The following is a 15580-nucleotide window of genomic DNA, read 5'->3' as shown; positions in this document are numbered from 1 at the left end:
AAAAAGAGGTGAAGGCTTTGTTTAATCAACAACAACAAACACAGCAACAACAGCAACATATGCTGCCGGAGAAAGATATGCTTTATACGATTCTTTGTGAATTAAAACGGACAAGCCGAGAATATACGATTGCCGCCAATGAATCGAATTGCAGCAATATCCGTCAAGTATTTAATGGCTTACTGCAAAGCACAATGCAGATGCAAGAAGAGGTATATCAATGTATGAAGCAGCAAAATATGTACAATACCTCCTCACCAGCGCTTCGCCAGGAAATGGAGAAGCAATTCAATCAATTCAAGCGTGAGCAGCAAGAAACCGAGCAATTTGTACAAGCTAGGTTGCAAAGGCAATCGGTTAACAGCCAGACTTCGGTATTTGGCTACACTAACACTAACAGTAACAATGGAAATTCCCAGTATCAGCCTTATATGATGTAATCCGCCTGTGCCAGAGCTTGGTTTTTATCAGGTTTGGATGGTATGAGGTATGAATGATACAAAAGCCTTGCGCTCTTTTCTGCGTAAGGCTTTTTGGCATGTTTGCTGTGACAAAAGCAATGTTGTCTTTACTAGGGAAATCGCCAAATGGCAGAATTGTTAGCAAAATCAACTCAGCAGACCTTGGGTTTACGAGGGAGAAGAGGGCAGGCGTGAGGGATGGAAAGCTTGCGGGCTGTCTTTAAAGCCATTTTCCCACCACCAAGTCTAATCAAGGGGACATGACTCCAAGAACGGCTGGAATCCCATACGCCTTCCATCGTCAACGCTCCATGTAGAAGTTATGACTTCCGCCTGCCATCGCCAACGCTCCATGGTAGGGAGTTATGCTAATAAGGTACTAGAAAGATAACCTGAAAAAAGCTATTATTACTGATAGCTGCCACTAGTGGCACAGACAAGCGATGTTTACAGAGAGGTGGAATAAAGCAATGTCGATTAATTTTTGCACAGAATGCGGACATGCCATGGTAGTCCGCACCATGGATGGGGTAGAGCGGCGAGCATGTACCAATTGCACGTATGTCCATTGGGGATCTTACAGTATTGGCGTTGGCGCTCTTGTTATTAAAGATGATAAAGTGCTGTTAGTCCGCAGAGCGCAGGAGCCAGGCAAAGGGAATTGGACAAATCCCGGTGGTTATATCGAGCAGTTGGAGCCTATTGAGCAAACCGTTGTTCGTGAGGTATTAGAAGAGTCAGGCGTGGAAACCCGTGTAAAAGGCATTATTGCTTTGCGTGACCAGCCGCGTTCGTCCGTTCATAATTTATATGTCGCCTTTGAGATGGATTATATTAGCGGCGAGCCGATTCCCGATGGCGTAGAGGTTGATGCGGCAGGGTTTTATTCGCTTGAGGATATGCAGACGATGAAGGTGGCCAGCTTCACACAGTGGCTGATTGATGCAGCGCTTAATGGCAAAGGTGCAGGCCTCATGCATGATCGAGAGCCCATTGTGCCAACGAATGGGAACGGCTTTTTTAGAGTTTTGTAGGCAAAGCAATTCCTCTATTAACAAATAAATATTTTTTTAATAGAGGAATTTGTCGTTCTATTCAGAATATAATAAGTATTTGGAAAACTAATTATTATTTCAGTCTATTTTCGAAAGGGGTCATGCAATGGTTACGCTACCAAGAACGAATGAGCTGGGCTTTTTTGAAATCCGATTGGAATCCATAGGTGGGCTTGGCGCCAATCTAGCTGGAAAAATGTTGGCGGAAGCAGGTGTAGTCGGGGCAGGATTAAATGGAGTGAGCTTTTCCTCCTACGGCTCTGAGAAGAAGGGCTCTGCTGTTAAGGCGCATATCCGATTCTGTGAAATCAATACCAACATCAGGGATACATCACCTGTAGAACGCCCACATGTGGTAGGTGTTTTTCATGAGGCGTTGTCCAAAACGATTAATGTCACCAGCGGCATTTACGAGGATTCACTGGTCTTGGTCAATTCGACCAAAACTCCAGAGCAGTTAAAAGAAAAGATGAATATGAAAGGCGGAACGGTAGCTGTTATTGATGCAATTGGCATTTCACTTGAAGAAAAAAACAGGGTGAATATGGCGATGCTGGGTGCATTATTCCGGCTATGTCCCTTCCTAAATCCCGATACGATGAAAAACGTCATCCGTAAATCGTTGGAGAAGAAGTACCCGCTCGCCGTACAGCCCGCACTTAATACTTTTGAAAGGGGTTACAATGAGGTTGTGTTCCAAACCTTTACTCTGGATGAAGGGGACGTGATGCCATCTTTTTTACGTCAGGATACTCCGGTGCTTGGTTATGCTACACAGGCGATGGGAGGCGTTATTACGAATCCTGGCAATAGCATCTTGAAGGATCTTAGTATTTCGCGTGCGGGCATGATGCCTCACTTCGATGATGATAAATGTATCCACTGTGCAGCCTGTGACAATGTCTGTCCAGATTTCTGCTTTGTGTGGGATGAGCAAGCGGATAAAAAGGGCAGGCAGCAAATGTTTCTTCAAGGGATCGATTACCAATACTGTAAAGGCTGCTTGAAATGTGTCCAGGCCTGTCCTACGGAAGCGCTAACAAGTGCGCGGGAAGCCGATGGTTATGCTGATGAGCATCGCATGCCGCATCGGTTTGATCTAGCTACTACCTAATGGGGTAGAAGTGCAGGAAGCGAATAAAGGTCTATCAGACAAACGCAAACTGAAGGGTGGAGAAGCAGGTGGCTATTGAGATTAATAAAGAGATGCCTCAGGGAACAGTGGAGCAACGGATGGTTTATGAATCCGGCAATGAAATGGCAGCTTATGCAGCACACCAGATTAATTATCATGTTATGGGATATTTCCCGATCTCGCCTTCTACAGAGGTAGCACAATTTCTTGATATGATGAAGGCCAATGGCCAGCATGACATCAAGCTGATCCCCGCGGATGGTGAGCACGGCTCGGCAGGCATTTGCTACGGCGCTTCTACAGCGGGTGGACGTGTATTTAATGCAACAAGCGCGAATGGCTATTTGTATATGCTTGAGCAAATGCCTGTGCAATCAGGTACTCGTTTTCCAATGGTCATGAATTTAGTATGCCGCTCGGTATCCGGTCCGTTGAATATTCATGGTGACCATTCCGATCTGTATTATGCTCTGAATACAGGCTGGCCGATTCTGATGTGCCGTGATCCGCAGGCCGTCTATGATATGAATATTATGGCACTTAAGCTTGCAGAGGATGCGGAAGTGCGTTTGCCGGTCCTTGTTGCTTCTGACGGCTATTTTACCTCCCATCAAAAGCGTCGTGTGCAAACATTTACTAAACGTGAGGACGTGCAGGCATTTGTCGGGCCGCAGCCACCGATGGGCTACCCGGATACCTTGGATCGCAATAACCCGATTACGGTTGGACCGTACATGAATGAGCCGGACTACATCAATAACTGCTACCAGCAATCGATGGCGATGTATAATGCAGAGCATGTATTTGACCGGATTCGCAAGGAATACGCAGTGCTGACAGGACGGGATTATCCGATCCTGGACCAATACTGTATGGAGGATGCCGAAGTTGTTGTATTTCTGCTAAACTCAGCATCAGAAATCATTAAAGACGTGGTGGATCAATTGCGGGCACAAGGCATTAAAGCGGGCTCGCTGGCGCCGAATATTATTCGCCCTTTCCCACAAAAGGCGATTGCTGAAGCCTTGAAGAACGTTAAAGCGGTTACAGTAGGTGACCGTGCCGATTCTTATGGCGGTCATGGCGGCAATATGGTCAATGAGATTAAAGCGGCACTGTTCACGCATGGCAACAGCACAACGATGGTCATTAGTCGTATCTATGGGCTTGGCGGCAAAGATTTCTACAATGAGGACGGGCATGCCATGTTCCAGTTTGCGATTGATGCCGTTAACCAAGGTAAGGTCGAGGTGCCGTTTGATTATTACGGGCATTCGGTAGGTGACCCTAACCGGGCGATGAAGCGGGTATTAAACCCGATGAAATACGAGGATTTGAATACAGGCTTAATTACCGTGAAACAAGACGAAACGACCAAGAAGCTGAATGTCCGCATCCCGCCGCTGCGCTCCTTAACGAAGAAACCGAAGCGGATTGCACCAGGTCATGGAGCCTGTCCGGGCTGCGGGATCTTTTCGGGTCTTGAATTGTTTTTCAAAGGGATCGAGAGCGATATAGTCGCCTTGTTCCACACGGGCTGTGCGATGGTAGTCACAACGGGCTACCCGTATTCGTCCCATAAAGCGACATACATCCATAACCTGTTCCAAAATGGAGCAGCGACGATGTCAGGTGTCGTGGAGATGTTCTGGGAGCGTAAACGTCGCGGTGAGCTGGATGCCTACAATCTGCCTGCCGACTTCACATTTGTAATGATTACTGGCGACGGCGGTATGGACATCGGCATGGGGCCTGCGATCGGGGCTGCACTAAGAAACCATAAGATGATCATTCTTGAGTATGATAATGAGGGATATATGAATACAGGAGCCCAGTTATCCTATTCGACCCCGATGGGGCACCGTACATCTACTTCTAATGTAGGCTCTAAGCAAGGCGGCAAAGTATTCCACCACAAGGATACCGCGCAAATTATGGCTGCCACGCATATCCCTTATGTATTCACGGGGTCAGAGGCGTTCCCGCAGGATTTGGTGCGCAAAGGTGCGAAGGCACAATGGTATGCGCAGAACGAAGGTTTGGTGTACGGCAAGATCCTGATTGCCTGCCCATTGAACTGGCTGTCTGATGACGAGCAGGGCTCCAATATCGTGGGCGCGGCTGTCGATTCCTGCTTCTTCCCGCTGTATGAGGTCGAGCATGGGGTAACCACATTGACGTATAACCCGGAAGAGAAGAGCAAAAAAATTCCGCTTTCGGAATGGTTAACGACGATGGGCAAAACCAAGCATATGACGAAGCCGGAATATGAGGATTCCTACAAAGAATTCGAGCGTGAGGTCGAGCGCCGCTGGAATATGCTGAAAGCGAAGCACGAGAATCCGCATTTGTAAATGGAGGCGAGTAGCTTGCCCTATGTGATCAAGCATAAGCAAACATCCGAGCTATACACCTGTACCATGGTCAATGGTTACCGCTTGCCCTATTATGGCACCAAAAACTGGGAGTATGTAGAAGACGCAGAGGCGGATTACGCTCAATTCCTGGTCGCCCAAGGCGAAGCGGAGCTGGAGGAATGGGAACTGCTGGAGCTCTCAGAGAACCAGCTAAAGATGTGCAATGTAAAGCTTAAAAATGACCCTAAGTTCAAGCTTCACTGGGACGAAGTTAAGCAGTCGGGTATTGCAAGTATTTCTCCGTTAATATCGTAAGCAAGCTAATGCCGACTTCGTTGTGCCCACCCTCGGGTATGATGATGTCGGCATATTTTTTGGACGGCTCAATAAAAGCCTCATGCATCGGCTTAACCGTAGATAAATATTGGTCGTACACGGATTGGATGCTACGCCCCCGTTCTTGAATATCCCGCAGCACGCGGCGCATAATCCGTACATCGGGATCGGTGTCCACGAAAACCTTAATATCGAGTAATCCCCGCACAGGCTCGTCATATAAGACATGCAGCCCTTCGACGATCACAATGGGATTGGGAATCAGTTCAAAGGTTTGAACCGCCCGTGAATGATTGGCAAAATCATACGAGGGAGACTGTACAGTCACGCCATCCTTCAGAAGCTGGAGCTGTTGGAGCAGAAGCTCATTATCAAAAGCCAAAGGATGGTCATAGTTAATGGCTGCCCTTTGGTCAAAATCAAGCTCATTAACATCCCGGTAATAGTTATCCTGGGAAATAAAAGTGATAAGTTCGCTGCCGAGCTTGTCAATTATGGAGCGGGCTACGGTAGTCTTGCCTGATCCGGTACCTCCGGCAATTCCGATAATGAGCATATGGGTGAAGCCTCCCGAATTCAATGAATAATCGCTCTCGTTAATCCAAGTATTGTAGCATAGGGAGAGCGAATGCAAAAGGTAATAAGAGACATGTAGCGTCTTAACTCGTAATATGGTATGCTTTTTGGCAAACGAACTTAGCCAGAACTGAGCCAGAACTAAGCCAAACGGGTTATTTGCTTTTCCGTAAAGGTAGACAAGCTTCTCCATCCCGCGGATAGGCGCAAAAGGAGGAAGGAACCATGAGCGAGCATTTTATTCAAATTAAATCACTTGAGGGCGATTTGAAAATTTCCCACAAAAAAAGCGGATTTGGGATCACGGTTTCCACTAAAGAGCTGGTTTACCAAAAGCCGCATGCCAATTATTTTATCAAGCTGGAAAATATTATTAGCATTATGCCCTTTGATACTTCCGAATTCAAAGCGATCACCTTTCATAACCGCAGGTCCTCGGGCAGTGAAATTATTAATATGTCTTACGGCATCCCCCACTATCGTTTTTATGTGCAGGATGCATCGCTGCATAATCGTAGCGGCATTTTCCAGATGGGCCATGTCCAATTTATTCTGCCTATATTGGACGAGCTGCTGTTGGTCATTTCCAAATATGCTGGGCTTAATAAAATTAGCTAGCTAGATATGATGAGCTTTAACCGTCACATACGGATTGAAGGAGGAAGCTTTTGTTGTCAGCACCAGCACCAGCAGTAAGTGTTCTGGCTAGTAGTAGTAAGCTGCCCATTATGGCAAGTGTCGTTATTGCTATGCTAGTAGCTTCTATGGACACGACTATAATTAATACAACCATGCCGATTATTGCCAAGGAATTAGGCGGTTTTCAGTTATATGCATGGAGCTTTGCCTCGTACATGGTAGTCTCGACAGTTGTGGCTCCGGTAGCTGGGCGTATTTCTGATTTATATGGGCGAAAAACTATTTTTTCGATTGGCATTTTAATCTTTATGTTAGGCTCTTTATTATGCGGATTTGCGAATACCATGATCCAGTTAATTCTGTTTCGTGCAGTTCAAGGAATCGGGGCCGGCGTGATGCTGCCTTTTCCCAATATTATTGCTGGAGATCTATACCCACCGGAAAAGAGAGGCAAGGTGCAGGCCGTCTTCACAGGGATGTGGGCTTTGTCAGCAATTCTGGCTCCCTTGCTAGGAGCTTTGTTTGTCCAATACGCGAGCTGGCGGTGGATTTTTTATATCAATATTCCGCTTTGTTTGATTTCCTTGGCGTTGCTGTATGCATATAAAGAGCAATATGTGCCGCGGAAATCCAGAGTGGACGTACTTGGCGCTTGCCTATTTGCAACGGGTGTTAGTTTATTGCTGCTCACTACGGTTGTAGAGAGCTATATGTTTGCTTATACGGCAGCTGGTATTGTGGTTCTGGTAGCTTTTTATTTCTATGAGAAGCAGCACTCATCACCGATTGTGCCTTTAAGCTTACTTGCCAACGGTCCGATTGCAGCCCTTAATATCAATGGATTTCTGTCCTGCGCCGCGTTGTTTGGGGTATCCAGCTATGTGCCGTTATTTTTGCAGGAAGAAAATTATTCCTTGTTTGTGAGCGGGTTAGCGCTGCTGGGGGTATCTTTCGGCTGGATGGTAGTGGCGGTGCCTAGTGGCAAATGGACGTTGAGGTGGGGCTACGGAAGGCTGGTCAGGATAGGTAATGTCTTAAGTGTAATCGCTGGGGCGATGCTGTTGGTTATGAAGCAGGGTACGGGGTTTTGGTATGTGTTTGCGGTAATGGTCGTCCAAGGGCTGGCGTTTGGCTTGATCTTTACAGTGTCTACAATTGGATCGCAGCAGATGGTTGCTGCCGACCAGAAGGGCATTTCAACCTCTCTCCAGCTGTTTTCGCGTAATATCGGCACAGCGGTTGGTGTTACTGTGATGGGTGCCTTTCTTACCAGAGGAGCCGATGTGTATAGCGGCTTCCACGCCTTATTCGTTTATGGCTTTATTGCTAGTTTGTTTGCACTGGCGTCCTCTTTTTTAATTAGGAAAGTATAGCTATGTAGTATAATAAAGAACCGTCCAAGGGTCATATGTTCCTTGAACGGTTCTTTTAAATGTAGCAAGAGCATTAATAATTAACGCCCTTAATCACTGGGGTATCCAAACATAGAAGGTGCAGCCTTCACCATCCTTAGAGGTAACGTGGATTTTCCCTCCATGCGAATTGACGATGGATTTGGTGATCGATAAACCTAATCCAGCTCCTCCATATTGGCGGGCGCGGGATGAATCGCTTCGATAAAACCGTTCGAACACATGGGGAAGATGGGAGGCGCTTATGCCGGGTCCATTATCCTTAATCGATAGCTCAACTCCTGAATCCTTACTTACTAAGGCAACCTTGATATGTCCTGTATCCGCCTCCGTATGCTGGACTGCGTTCTGGAACAGGTTTAACACAACCTGCTTCATTTTGTCGGTAACAAACCGGCATTTCATATTGGGTTCAATATGAAATGTAAGCTTGCGGGTGCCAGCCAAAATGCGCAGCTGCGGCTCCATTTCCCGGATCACGGTGTCCAGTATGCCCTCTTTAAGCTGGAATTGCGGGCTGCGGTCACGGTCAAGCTTGGCCAGCATGAGCAGATCATTAACCAGCTTATTGAGCCGCCCTGATTCTCCATGCATGCTTTTCAACGATTTCTGAAGCTGCTCCTGATTGTTGGCTGCTCCCCGCAGGAGAACCTCCAGAAATCCGTGGATGGAGGTAAGTGGTGTACGCAGCTCATGGGAGGCATCGGCGATGAACCGGTGCATCTGCTCCTGAGTTTCTTTCTCGGCTTTAAAGGAATCCTCGAGCCGCTCTAACATGCCGTTGAAGGATTCCGCCAATTGGTCGACTTCCTGCTGTCCTTGCCGGGTTGGAAACCTTTTGTCTAGGTTGCCAGCGTTAATTTGTTCTGCAGTGTTGACCATATTAAATAAAGGGACTAGCGTCTTGCGAAGCACGGGCAAGTAGCCGAGCAAGCCAAACACCATAGCCACCAGAGATAGCAATAAAAATGTAAGCATCTGTCCAATCAGCAATTCCTTAAGTGGTCCTGTCATTGTGCTGACTTGAACGATCCCGTTGATTTGTCCAGGAGATGTGGAAACCGGTTGAAGAACAACCAATTGTTCAACATCTTTATCATCATACATAATTCGGTAGATCGGCCCGGGCCTTCTTCTTTTTTCATTCAGAATTTCGAGGTAATCTTCTGTACTCAGCTTAGGCGGGTTACCATTGCCTGAACGGCTGGGAAATACTGTGTGATTGCCGCTAGTATCAATGAAAGCCATTGTTGTTTCCGGCATAAAAAAGAAGGGAGCCCGCGAGATGCCGCCATTCTCTGTCCTAGTAGTTTGCAGCCAGGCATCGCGGGGCATCGACATGATTTGGCTCTGCACGCTGGTTGCTTTATTTTTATAAATAATTTCCTTCATAAATACATATTGCAGCAGGCCAATTAGCACCAAGAGCGCTCCCAAAATCAGCAAAGAACGGGATAAAAGCTGAATTTTCAATGAATGGGGTGCAAAAAATTGCTTCCATTGAAATCCTTTTTTGGCATTCATGAAAGATCAACTCGGTATCCGGAGCCCCGCAAGGTACGTATAATTTGGCGGTCTTTATCGTTCAATTTATCGCGCAAGGAGCGAATGTAAACCTCCACAATATTTTCCTCGCCTCCAAAATCATAGCTCCACACCTTTTCCAAAATCATAGCTTTACTTAGAACGAGCCCATGGTTTAGCACAAGAAATTTAAGCAGCTCATATTCGGTAGGAGACAGCTCCAGCACCCGGCTTTCCAGGCTGATTTCTTTGCGGCGGTCATCGATACGGAAGGGACCAATCACGACCTCGCCGAATAAATTCGGGAATTGGTTGCGGATCCGGGCATGAATGCGAGCAAGCAGCTCATCGAAGCTGAACGGCTTGACCATATAATCATCAGCACCAAGTGTAAGCCCTTTGACACGGTCGTCGACTTCATCCTTGGCTGTTAGCATAATAACGGCGATGGTTTCTGTTTTTTTCAACATCCGGCATACCTCAAAGCCGTCCATACCCGGCATCATCACATCCAAAATAGCGACATGGGGTTGGAAATTTTTAATCATATTAATAGCTGTAATACCATCCGGTGCACATTTGACCTCAAAGCCTTCATTTTGCAAACCCAATTCCAGAAATTGGAGGATGTTCGGTTCATCATCTACAAGTAATATTTTAATCCCTTTTAACGGTTGCATACGGGTTCCTCCTAGAGAAAGTCAGTCCTATGGTAATAGTATCTGTTTCTCAACTGAATTACCACTGAATGATAACTGAAAATACGTTGAAAATAAGAATTCAGCCAGCGTTCAGCTAAGTTTCAGCGGGGACTCAGGTTAAGAAGCATTTATTGGCGTACACTTTAATCGCAAGTGCTACATACATCAACGACAAGGTGGTAATATCCATGAATGTTTCATCTGCTTCATCAAGTAACTCAGCCTCGTATACTTCGGGGAGTACCAACACAGACGCTCTTGAGAAAAAGAAGGCAACCCTGCAAAGTGAATTGCAGAAAGTGCAGGATAGTAAAAGTGACGCGAAAACCAAAGAGCAGAAGGTTCAGGTTTTGCAAGCACAAATTCAACAGATTGATAGCCAGATTGCCCAAAAGAGTAAGAGTGCCAGCACGACAGAAAGTGGAAGCAACGCAAACAGCGCAGTTAAAATGAGCAGTGAAAGCACAGCGGCGCAGAGCGAAAGCAGCAGCGCCAAAAATAAATCGACCGATGTAAGTGCAAATGCCATTAAAGATCCGGCCTATGCTTCAACGATTGATGTAAGAATTTAAGCAGAAATACATAGAAGCCCGGTCTACACAGACCGGGCTTTTTGAGTTTTCTGAACGTTAGCTGAACGTTAGCTGAATGTTAGTTGATGGGATGCCTAAATCTTTTCAGCAACTTCTCAGGCAATCATCAAGTTTAATTCAGCTACACCGCTCATAATGAGTTTATCAGCTGAGCAATGTCAACAGGAAAGCGGGGGAAGGCCATGATAGCCAAACCATCAGATCAATCTTCTGAAAGATTTTACCGGTTTCATTTTCAAGCGTTAAACACGAATGTGGATCTGTTGATTTGGGCTGAATCGCATGAAATAGCCGTTATCGAGAGAATGGCGATTGAATGGTTCCGGGATACAGAAGCCAGGTTTAGCCGCCATCATCCTCAAAGTGAGTTGAACCTATTAAATACATTAGCAGGTGAACGGTGCAAGGTTTCCGATATGATGCTAGAGGTTCTGGCATTGACCGAAACCTATCGAAAAATAACACATGATGCTTTTAATCCTTTAGTCCTATCGGCTGCTGATACCTCGTTGCATCTGTCGCTGGATTCGGATACGAAATCGGTTCGACTGCCCACTGAGGCACAGCTTAATTTGGATAGCATCGTGCAAAATTGGATTTTACAGCGGCTTGCTGATTTATTGCAGCACCGTTTGAAGTTAAAGCAAGGGCTGCTGCAGGTAGGCGGTTCCTATCAAGTGTGGGGGAGGCCGAGCGAAAGCTTCGATCCCTGGTTAATTGAGATTCATCAGCCTGAAGGAAGTATGGAGGTTACGGCTTCATTGTCTATATCAGAAGGAGCCGTTGTTACTTACATCGTAGAGGGGCAAGAAAATAGGATGCTGGATGAACAAAATGTAGGCAACTACGACGGGGGCGAGCTAAAGCAAATTACGGTTACTGGTAATGATGCCGTTGAATGTGGGATTTGGGCACAAGCGGTCAGAAAGCTAGGCGTTGATAAGGGATTGACGCTGCTAGCACAGCAAGCAGCGCACTGTGAAGCTCTGCTTCTGACAACCGAAAGTGAGCTTCATTATTATGGCAATAAAGCTTCGCTCGGAACCAAGTGGAGTGAAATTGAAGTGGATTATTATCATTGACAGTCGGGGAGGGCATTTCATATGAAGATGAAAAAAGTAATCATAGTAACGCTCGCGGCACTGCTCGTTTGCGGTGGCGGTACATATGCCTACGTGAAAAAAGATAAGCTTTTCGGGACGAAGCAAGCCGTTGTCCAACAAACTACTTATACAGTGAAAAAAGGAAATGTCCGCACCGCGATTTCGGGAACCGCGCAGTTAGAGCCCCAGGAGCAGCAGACGATTGTCCCGCCGAAGGAAGGCATGATCAAGACGTTAAACCTGACAAGGAATCAAACGGTTAAGAAAGGTGATCTTCTCCTAGAGATATCGGATTCGAGCCTAGATGAAAAGCTTGATGCTGCGAAGCTAACGCTTAGCGGCTACCAATCGGATATGCAGGACCTACAGGCGCAATCCGCCTCTCTTAAAGCCGTTGCGCCCGCTAGCGGGAAATTGATTTTATCCACTACCATCAGTGAGGGCTCGGGTATATCCAAAAACACAAAGATCGCGACCATATCCAGTCAAGATAACTTAACGGTAGCCCTACCTTTCATGCAGGAGGAAGCGGCGCAAATTCAAATAGGTGACCAGGTACAGTTAACGCTTGACGGTTACTTATTGACGAAGTCGGGTGCCGTTACAGCAATCTCCCAGGCAGTGAAATCCGATACCAAAGGCAATCATCTTCTGGATGTAACGGTACGGGTAGACAACGACGGAACGCTGGATGCCGGACAAATTGTCAAAGGCTCGCTCACCGTTGGCGGCTTAAAAATCGAATCTAAAACACAAGCAGTGCTACAGTATAAAACATCGGTCAATGTAATGGCGGGTGTGTCTGGGACGATCGACAGCATGGAATTTAAAGAAAATCAATTTGTTAATAAAGGTGACCTGATTGCAACCATTGCAAGTGACACTTTGCAAAAGGATATCACCAATAAACAAAATCAAATCGACCAATCGTTGAAAAGCATTAAAGACATGGAGGAGCAGTTGGAAAAGCTGAAAGTTTATGCACCTTTTGATGGCGTGTTCTCTACAGATTTTGTCGATCAGAAAAAAAATGTGCTGGCTTCTTACCCAGTGGGAACGACAATCCTGAGCAACGTTCAGCTGGGGGCTGTAGCAAACCTAGATACCTTGCAGTTGCCTGTGAAGGTGGATGAGCTGGATTTGCCGAAAATTAAAGTTGGACAAAAGGCAGAGGTTAAGGTCGATGCCATTGCCGGAAAAGTGTTTGTTGGCGAAGTTACACAGGTTTCAACGGTTGGAACCGTGACGAACGGGGTTTCCTTTTATACCGCTGTAGTTACTTTGACGAATGCCAGTGAGCTTAAATATACAATGACGGCAACAGCCGATATTTTAATTGAGGACAAAAAAGATGTGATTGTGGTGCCCGTGTCCAATGTGAAAACAAGAAATGGTAAAAAAGTGGTCTCCTTGCAAAAGGCGGACGGTACGATTGAAGCCGAGCACGAAGTAAAGATAGGCGCTAACAGCTCTACACTAATCGAAATCACAGAGGGACTAGCAGCAGGCGATATCCTGGTGACTCAAGCTGCCGCTTCGACCAAAAAACTAACTCAAGCTGAGACGGATGCCTTGAGGAATCAATATCAGCAGGGAGCTCGTAACGGAGGTGCAACAGGTGGCGGCGGAGGCGGTCAAGGCGGATTCCCAGGCGGCGGAGGTCCTCCAGCAGGCTTCTAAGCAGTATGTGATGAGGCTGCTAATTATCAAGCTTCTACTATGAAGGGAGGGTGAGAACCTATGAAAATGATCGAGCTGAAGCAAATTAAAAAAACGTATCTTCGAGGTGTCGAGGAGCTCCACATATTGAAGGACATTTCACTATCCGTTGGTGTAGGCGAATTCGTGGCGATTGTGGGACCAAGCGGCTCCGGTAAATCGACCCTGATGAATATGATCGGCTTACTGGATGTACCGACATCGGGCTCTTATAACCTTGATGGCATAGCCACAGAGAAGATGAAGGATGACGAGCTAGCAGGCTTACGGAATCGCAAAATCGGCTTTATATTCCAGCAATTTAATTTGCTGCCGCGGCTGACTGCGATTGAAAATGTGGAGCTGCCGATGATTTATGCAGGATTTGGCAAAAAGGAAAGAAGAGAAAAGGCGCAGCAAACTCTGGAGCTTCTCGGGATGGGGCAACGGGGACATCACCGTCCCAGTGAATTATCAGGGGGACAGCAGCAACGTGTTGCTGTCGCCCGCGCCCTGGCCATTGGACCATCCTTACTGCTGGCTGATGAGCCGACAGGAGCCTTGGATTCCAAAACCGGCCAGGAAGTACTAGAACTCATGCTGCATTTGAACGAAATGGGCAATACGATCGTACTGATCACCCATGATTTACATATTGCCGAGAATGCCAAGCGAATCATCACAATAAGAGATGGATTGATCGTCAGCGATATTGACAATGTGCCTCAATTGCAGAAAGTCGAGGCGATGGAGGCAAGCGAGGCGATGGAGGCGACCGTATGAGAATAACAGAATTATTGCAGATGGCACTTAAGACGGTAAGTGCAAGCTGGATGCGAACCCTGCTCACGATGCTGGGTGTTATTATTGGGGTTTGCTCAGTGGTCACTCTGGTAGCCATCGGTCAAGGCACCTCGGCACAAATTGCCAAGCAATACGAGAATATGGGAACCAATTTACTCGTGGTCAATCTGCTGGGTCAAGGGCGTGCTACACAGCTTAACTATGCGGAGCTAATGAATTTTGAGGGCTTTCCAGAATTTAGTGCTATCGCACCTACGGTGACATCCAACATCAATGTTAAATACAATACAACGCAAGAGTCGTATACCGTAATGGGCTCCAACGAAAGATATATGACGATCTTAAAAGCTACATTAAAGGAAGGGCGTTTTATTACGGAAGCCGATTTGGATCTCCGTACGAATGTAGCCGTGCTGGGCACAACAGTCGCTACGGAGCTGTTCGGGAATGTTGATCCTATAGATAAGCTGATCAATATTAATGGCTTTCAATTTACCGTCGTAGGCTTATTGAATACGAAGGGCTCCAGCATCGGAGGCGCTTCTGCCGATGATTCGGTTGTTGTGCCTTTGACAACAGCACAACGGCAATTAAATTTAGGTGCGATTCGCACCACCTATATTGAAGCGACTACCAAGGAAGACATTAGTACAGCACAAAGCACATTAACCGCTTTTTTAACGTATAAGTTTAAGAGCGCGAATGGGTTCCGCTTTACGAATCAGGACCAATTGCTTACCGCAAGCACAGAAGCTTCGAATTCCTTGACAAGCCAGTTAGTCAGCGTAGCTTGTATATCGTTGCTCGTTGGTGGGATCGGGATTATGAATATTATGCTCGTTACCGTAAGCGAACGGACGCGGGAAATCGGTATCCGCAAATCGATCGGTGCCAAACGGCGAAATATTCTTTTGCAGTTTCTGTTTGAGGCGGTTGTCATCAGCGGGCTTGGTGGATTAATCGGCTTGGCGCTGGGTGTTACCTTTGCGAAGCTATGGCCTTACTTCAACCCAAAACAATTGACCGTAGTTTCGTTCGATATTAGTATGTATGCTTTTCTGTTCTCAGTGCTAGTTGGGGTTGTTTTCGGCTTATATCCGGCCAACAAAGCCTCCAAGCTTCGCCCGATCGACGCTTTGCGTACAGATTAATTAAAGCAGATGCTTACGAAGTAAGTTTTCTACGA

General features: G+C 46.5%; 15 protein-coding genes. 12 read left to right on the top strand and 3 right to left on the bottom strand.

Features of this window, described 5'->3' with window-relative positions:
* The first annotated feature begins 17 nt into the window (after positions 1 to 17).
* The 5 genes from G9U52_RS12275 (at position 18) to G9U52_RS12255 (ending at position 5323) form a co-directional block, all read left to right on the top strand.
* Positions 18 to 440 carry a spore coat protein gene (locus G9U52_RS12275; RefSeq protein ID WP_166149858.1) on the top strand — a complete coding sequence of 141 codons (423 nt, stop codon included), beginning with the start codon at positions 18 to 20 and terminating at the stop codon, positions 438 to 440.
* Between the two features lie 491 nt (positions 441 to 931).
* Entirely contained in the window at positions 932 to 1495 is a 564-nt protein-coding gene (locus tag G9U52_RS12270; protein ID WP_166149856.1) for an NUDIX hydrolase, read from the top strand.
* A gap of 127 nt (positions 1496 to 1622) precedes the next feature.
* Complete coding sequence (locus tag G9U52_RS12265) at positions 1623 to 2630, top strand: 2-oxoacid:acceptor oxidoreductase family protein (RefSeq protein WP_166149854.1); 1008 nt, start codon at positions 1623 to 1625, stop codon at positions 2628 to 2630.
* 68 nt (positions 2631 to 2698) lie between these two features.
* A complete protein-coding gene (locus tag G9U52_RS12260; RefSeq protein WP_166149852.1) occupies positions 2699 to 5005 on the top strand; it encodes a thiamine pyrophosphate-dependent enzyme in 2307 nt (768 codons plus the stop codon).
* Positions 5006 to 5323 carry a hypothetical protein gene (locus tag G9U52_RS12255; RefSeq protein WP_207952934.1) on the top strand — a complete coding sequence of 106 codons (318 nt, stop codon included), beginning with the start codon at positions 5006 to 5008 and terminating at the stop codon, positions 5321 to 5323.
* On the opposite strand, the gene udk is transcribed toward G9U52_RS12255, so the two are convergent.
* Positions 5280 to 5900: a uridine kinase gene (udk, locus tag G9U52_RS12250; RefSeq protein ID WP_166149848.1), complete on the bottom strand. Its 621-nt coding sequence runs from the start codon at positions 5898 to 5900 to the stop codon at positions 5280 to 5282. The two genes, G9U52_RS12255 and udk, sit on opposite strands and share 44 nt — an antisense overlap.
* Before the next feature lie 245 nt (positions 5901 to 6145).
* Here udk and G9U52_RS12245 point away from each other — a divergent pair, with 245 nt between their 5' ends.
* Both G9U52_RS12245 and G9U52_RS12240 read left to right on the top strand, forming a co-directional pair.
* Positions 6146 to 6538, top strand: a complete 393-nt coding sequence (locus tag G9U52_RS12245) for a hypothetical protein (RefSeq protein WP_166149846.1) — start codon at positions 6146 to 6148, stop codon at positions 6536 to 6538.
* Positions 6539 to 6648: 110 nt separating this feature from the next.
* Positions 6649 to 7932, top strand: a complete 1284-nt coding sequence (locus tag G9U52_RS12240; RefSeq protein ID WP_166150706.1) for an MFS transporter — start codon at positions 6649 to 6651, stop codon at positions 7930 to 7932.
* A gap of 93 nt (positions 7933 to 8025) precedes the next feature.
* On the opposite strand, the gene G9U52_RS12235 is transcribed toward G9U52_RS12240, so the two are convergent.
* Positions 8026 to 9495: a sensor histidine kinase gene (locus tag G9U52_RS12235; RefSeq protein ID WP_166149844.1), complete on the bottom strand. Its 1470-nt coding sequence runs from the start codon at positions 9493 to 9495 to the stop codon at positions 8026 to 8028.
* Positions 9492 to 10175, bottom strand: a complete 684-nt coding sequence (locus G9U52_RS12230) for a response regulator transcription factor (protein ID WP_166149842.1) — start codon at positions 10173 to 10175, stop codon at positions 9492 to 9494. The genes G9U52_RS12235 and G9U52_RS12230 overlap by 4 nt, the downstream gene beginning before the upstream one ends.
* Before the next feature lie 209 nt (positions 10176 to 10384).
* On the opposite strand from G9U52_RS12230, the gene G9U52_RS12225 reads away from it, so the two are divergent.
* The 5 genes from G9U52_RS12225 (at position 10385) to G9U52_RS12205 (ending at position 15545) form a co-directional block, all read left to right on the top strand.
* Positions 10385 to 10768: a FlxA-like family protein gene (locus G9U52_RS12225; protein ID WP_166149840.1), complete on the top strand. Its 384-nt coding sequence runs from the start codon at positions 10385 to 10387 to the stop codon at positions 10766 to 10768.
* Positions 10769 to 10971: 203 nt separating this feature from the next.
* On the top strand, positions 10972 to 11871 hold the full coding sequence (locus tag G9U52_RS12220) for an FAD:protein FMN transferase (RefSeq protein WP_166149838.1): 900 nt from the start codon (positions 10972 to 10974) through the stop codon (positions 11869 to 11871).
* 21 nt (positions 11872 to 11892) lie between these two features.
* Complete coding sequence (locus tag G9U52_RS12215; RefSeq protein ID WP_166149836.1) at positions 11893 to 13572, top strand: permuted SH3 domain-containing protein; 1680 nt, start codon at positions 11893 to 11895, stop codon at positions 13570 to 13572.
* Positions 13573 to 13632: 60 nt separating this feature from the next.
* Positions 13633 to 14373 carry an ABC transporter ATP-binding protein gene (locus G9U52_RS12210; RefSeq protein ID WP_166149834.1) on the top strand — a complete coding sequence of 247 codons (741 nt, stop codon included), beginning with the start codon at positions 13633 to 13635 and terminating at the stop codon, positions 14371 to 14373.
* Complete coding sequence (locus tag G9U52_RS12205) at positions 14370 to 15545, top strand: ABC transporter permease (protein ID WP_166149832.1); 1176 nt, start codon at positions 14370 to 14372, stop codon at positions 15543 to 15545. Before G9U52_RS12210 ends, G9U52_RS12205 begins: the two co-directional genes overlap by 4 nt.
* The last annotated feature ends 35 nt before the right edge of the window (positions 15546 to 15580 follow it).

This window comes from Paenibacillus agricola (genome assembly GCF_011440305.1).
GTDB classification, from domain to species: Bacteria; Bacillota; Bacilli; order Paenibacillales; family NBRC-103111; genus Paenibacillus_S; species Paenibacillus_S agricola.
The sequence above is the reverse complement of the archived record's forward strand: the minus strand, read 5'-3'. Positions and strand labels throughout refer to the sequence as shown.

Excerpts from the sequence above, each read along its gene's own strand:
- G9U52_RS12270 (WP_166149856.1), top strand. The coding sequence starts at position 932 with ATGTCGATTAATTTTTGCACAGAATGCGGACATGCCATGGTAGTCCGC.
- G9U52_RS12265 (WP_166149854.1), top strand. The coding sequence starts at position 1,623 with ATGGTTACGCTACCAAGAACGAATGAGCTGGGCTTTTTTGAAATCCGA.
- G9U52_RS12255 (WP_207952934.1), top strand. The coding sequence starts at position 5,006 with ATGGAGGCGAGTAGCTTGCCCTATGTGATCAAGCATAAGCAAACATCC.
- udk (WP_166149848.1), bottom strand. The coding sequence starts at position 5,900 with ATGCTCATTATCGGAATTGCCGGAGGTACCGGATCAGGCAAGACTACC.
- G9U52_RS12245 (WP_166149846.1), top strand. The coding sequence starts at position 6,146 with ATGAGCGAGCATTTTATTCAAATTAAATCACTTGAGGGCGATTTGAAA.
- G9U52_RS12240 (WP_166150706.1), top strand. The coding sequence starts at position 6,649 with ATGGCAAGTGTCGTTATTGCTATGCTAGTAGCTTCTATGGACACGACT.
- G9U52_RS12235 (WP_166149844.1), bottom strand. The coding sequence starts at position 9,495 with ATGAATGCCAAAAAAGGATTTCAATGGAAGCAATTTTTTGCACCCCAT.
- G9U52_RS12230 (WP_166149842.1), bottom strand. The coding sequence starts at position 10,175 with ATGCAACCGTTAAAAGGGATTAAAATATTACTTGTAGATGATGAACCG.
- G9U52_RS12225 (WP_166149840.1), top strand. The coding sequence starts at position 10,385 with ATGAATGTTTCATCTGCTTCATCAAGTAACTCAGCCTCGTATACTTCG.
- G9U52_RS12220 (WP_166149838.1), top strand. The coding sequence starts at position 10,972 with ATGATAGCCAAACCATCAGATCAATCTTCTGAAAGATTTTACCGGTTT.
- G9U52_RS12215 (WP_166149836.1), top strand. The coding sequence starts at position 11,893 with ATGAAGATGAAAAAAGTAATCATAGTAACGCTCGCGGCACTGCTCGTT.
- G9U52_RS12210 (WP_166149834.1), top strand. The coding sequence starts at position 13,633 with ATGAAAATGATCGAGCTGAAGCAAATTAAAAAAACGTATCTTCGAGGT.
- G9U52_RS12205 (WP_166149832.1), top strand. The coding sequence starts at position 14,370 with ATGAGAATAACAGAATTATTGCAGATGGCACTTAAGACGGTAAGTGCA.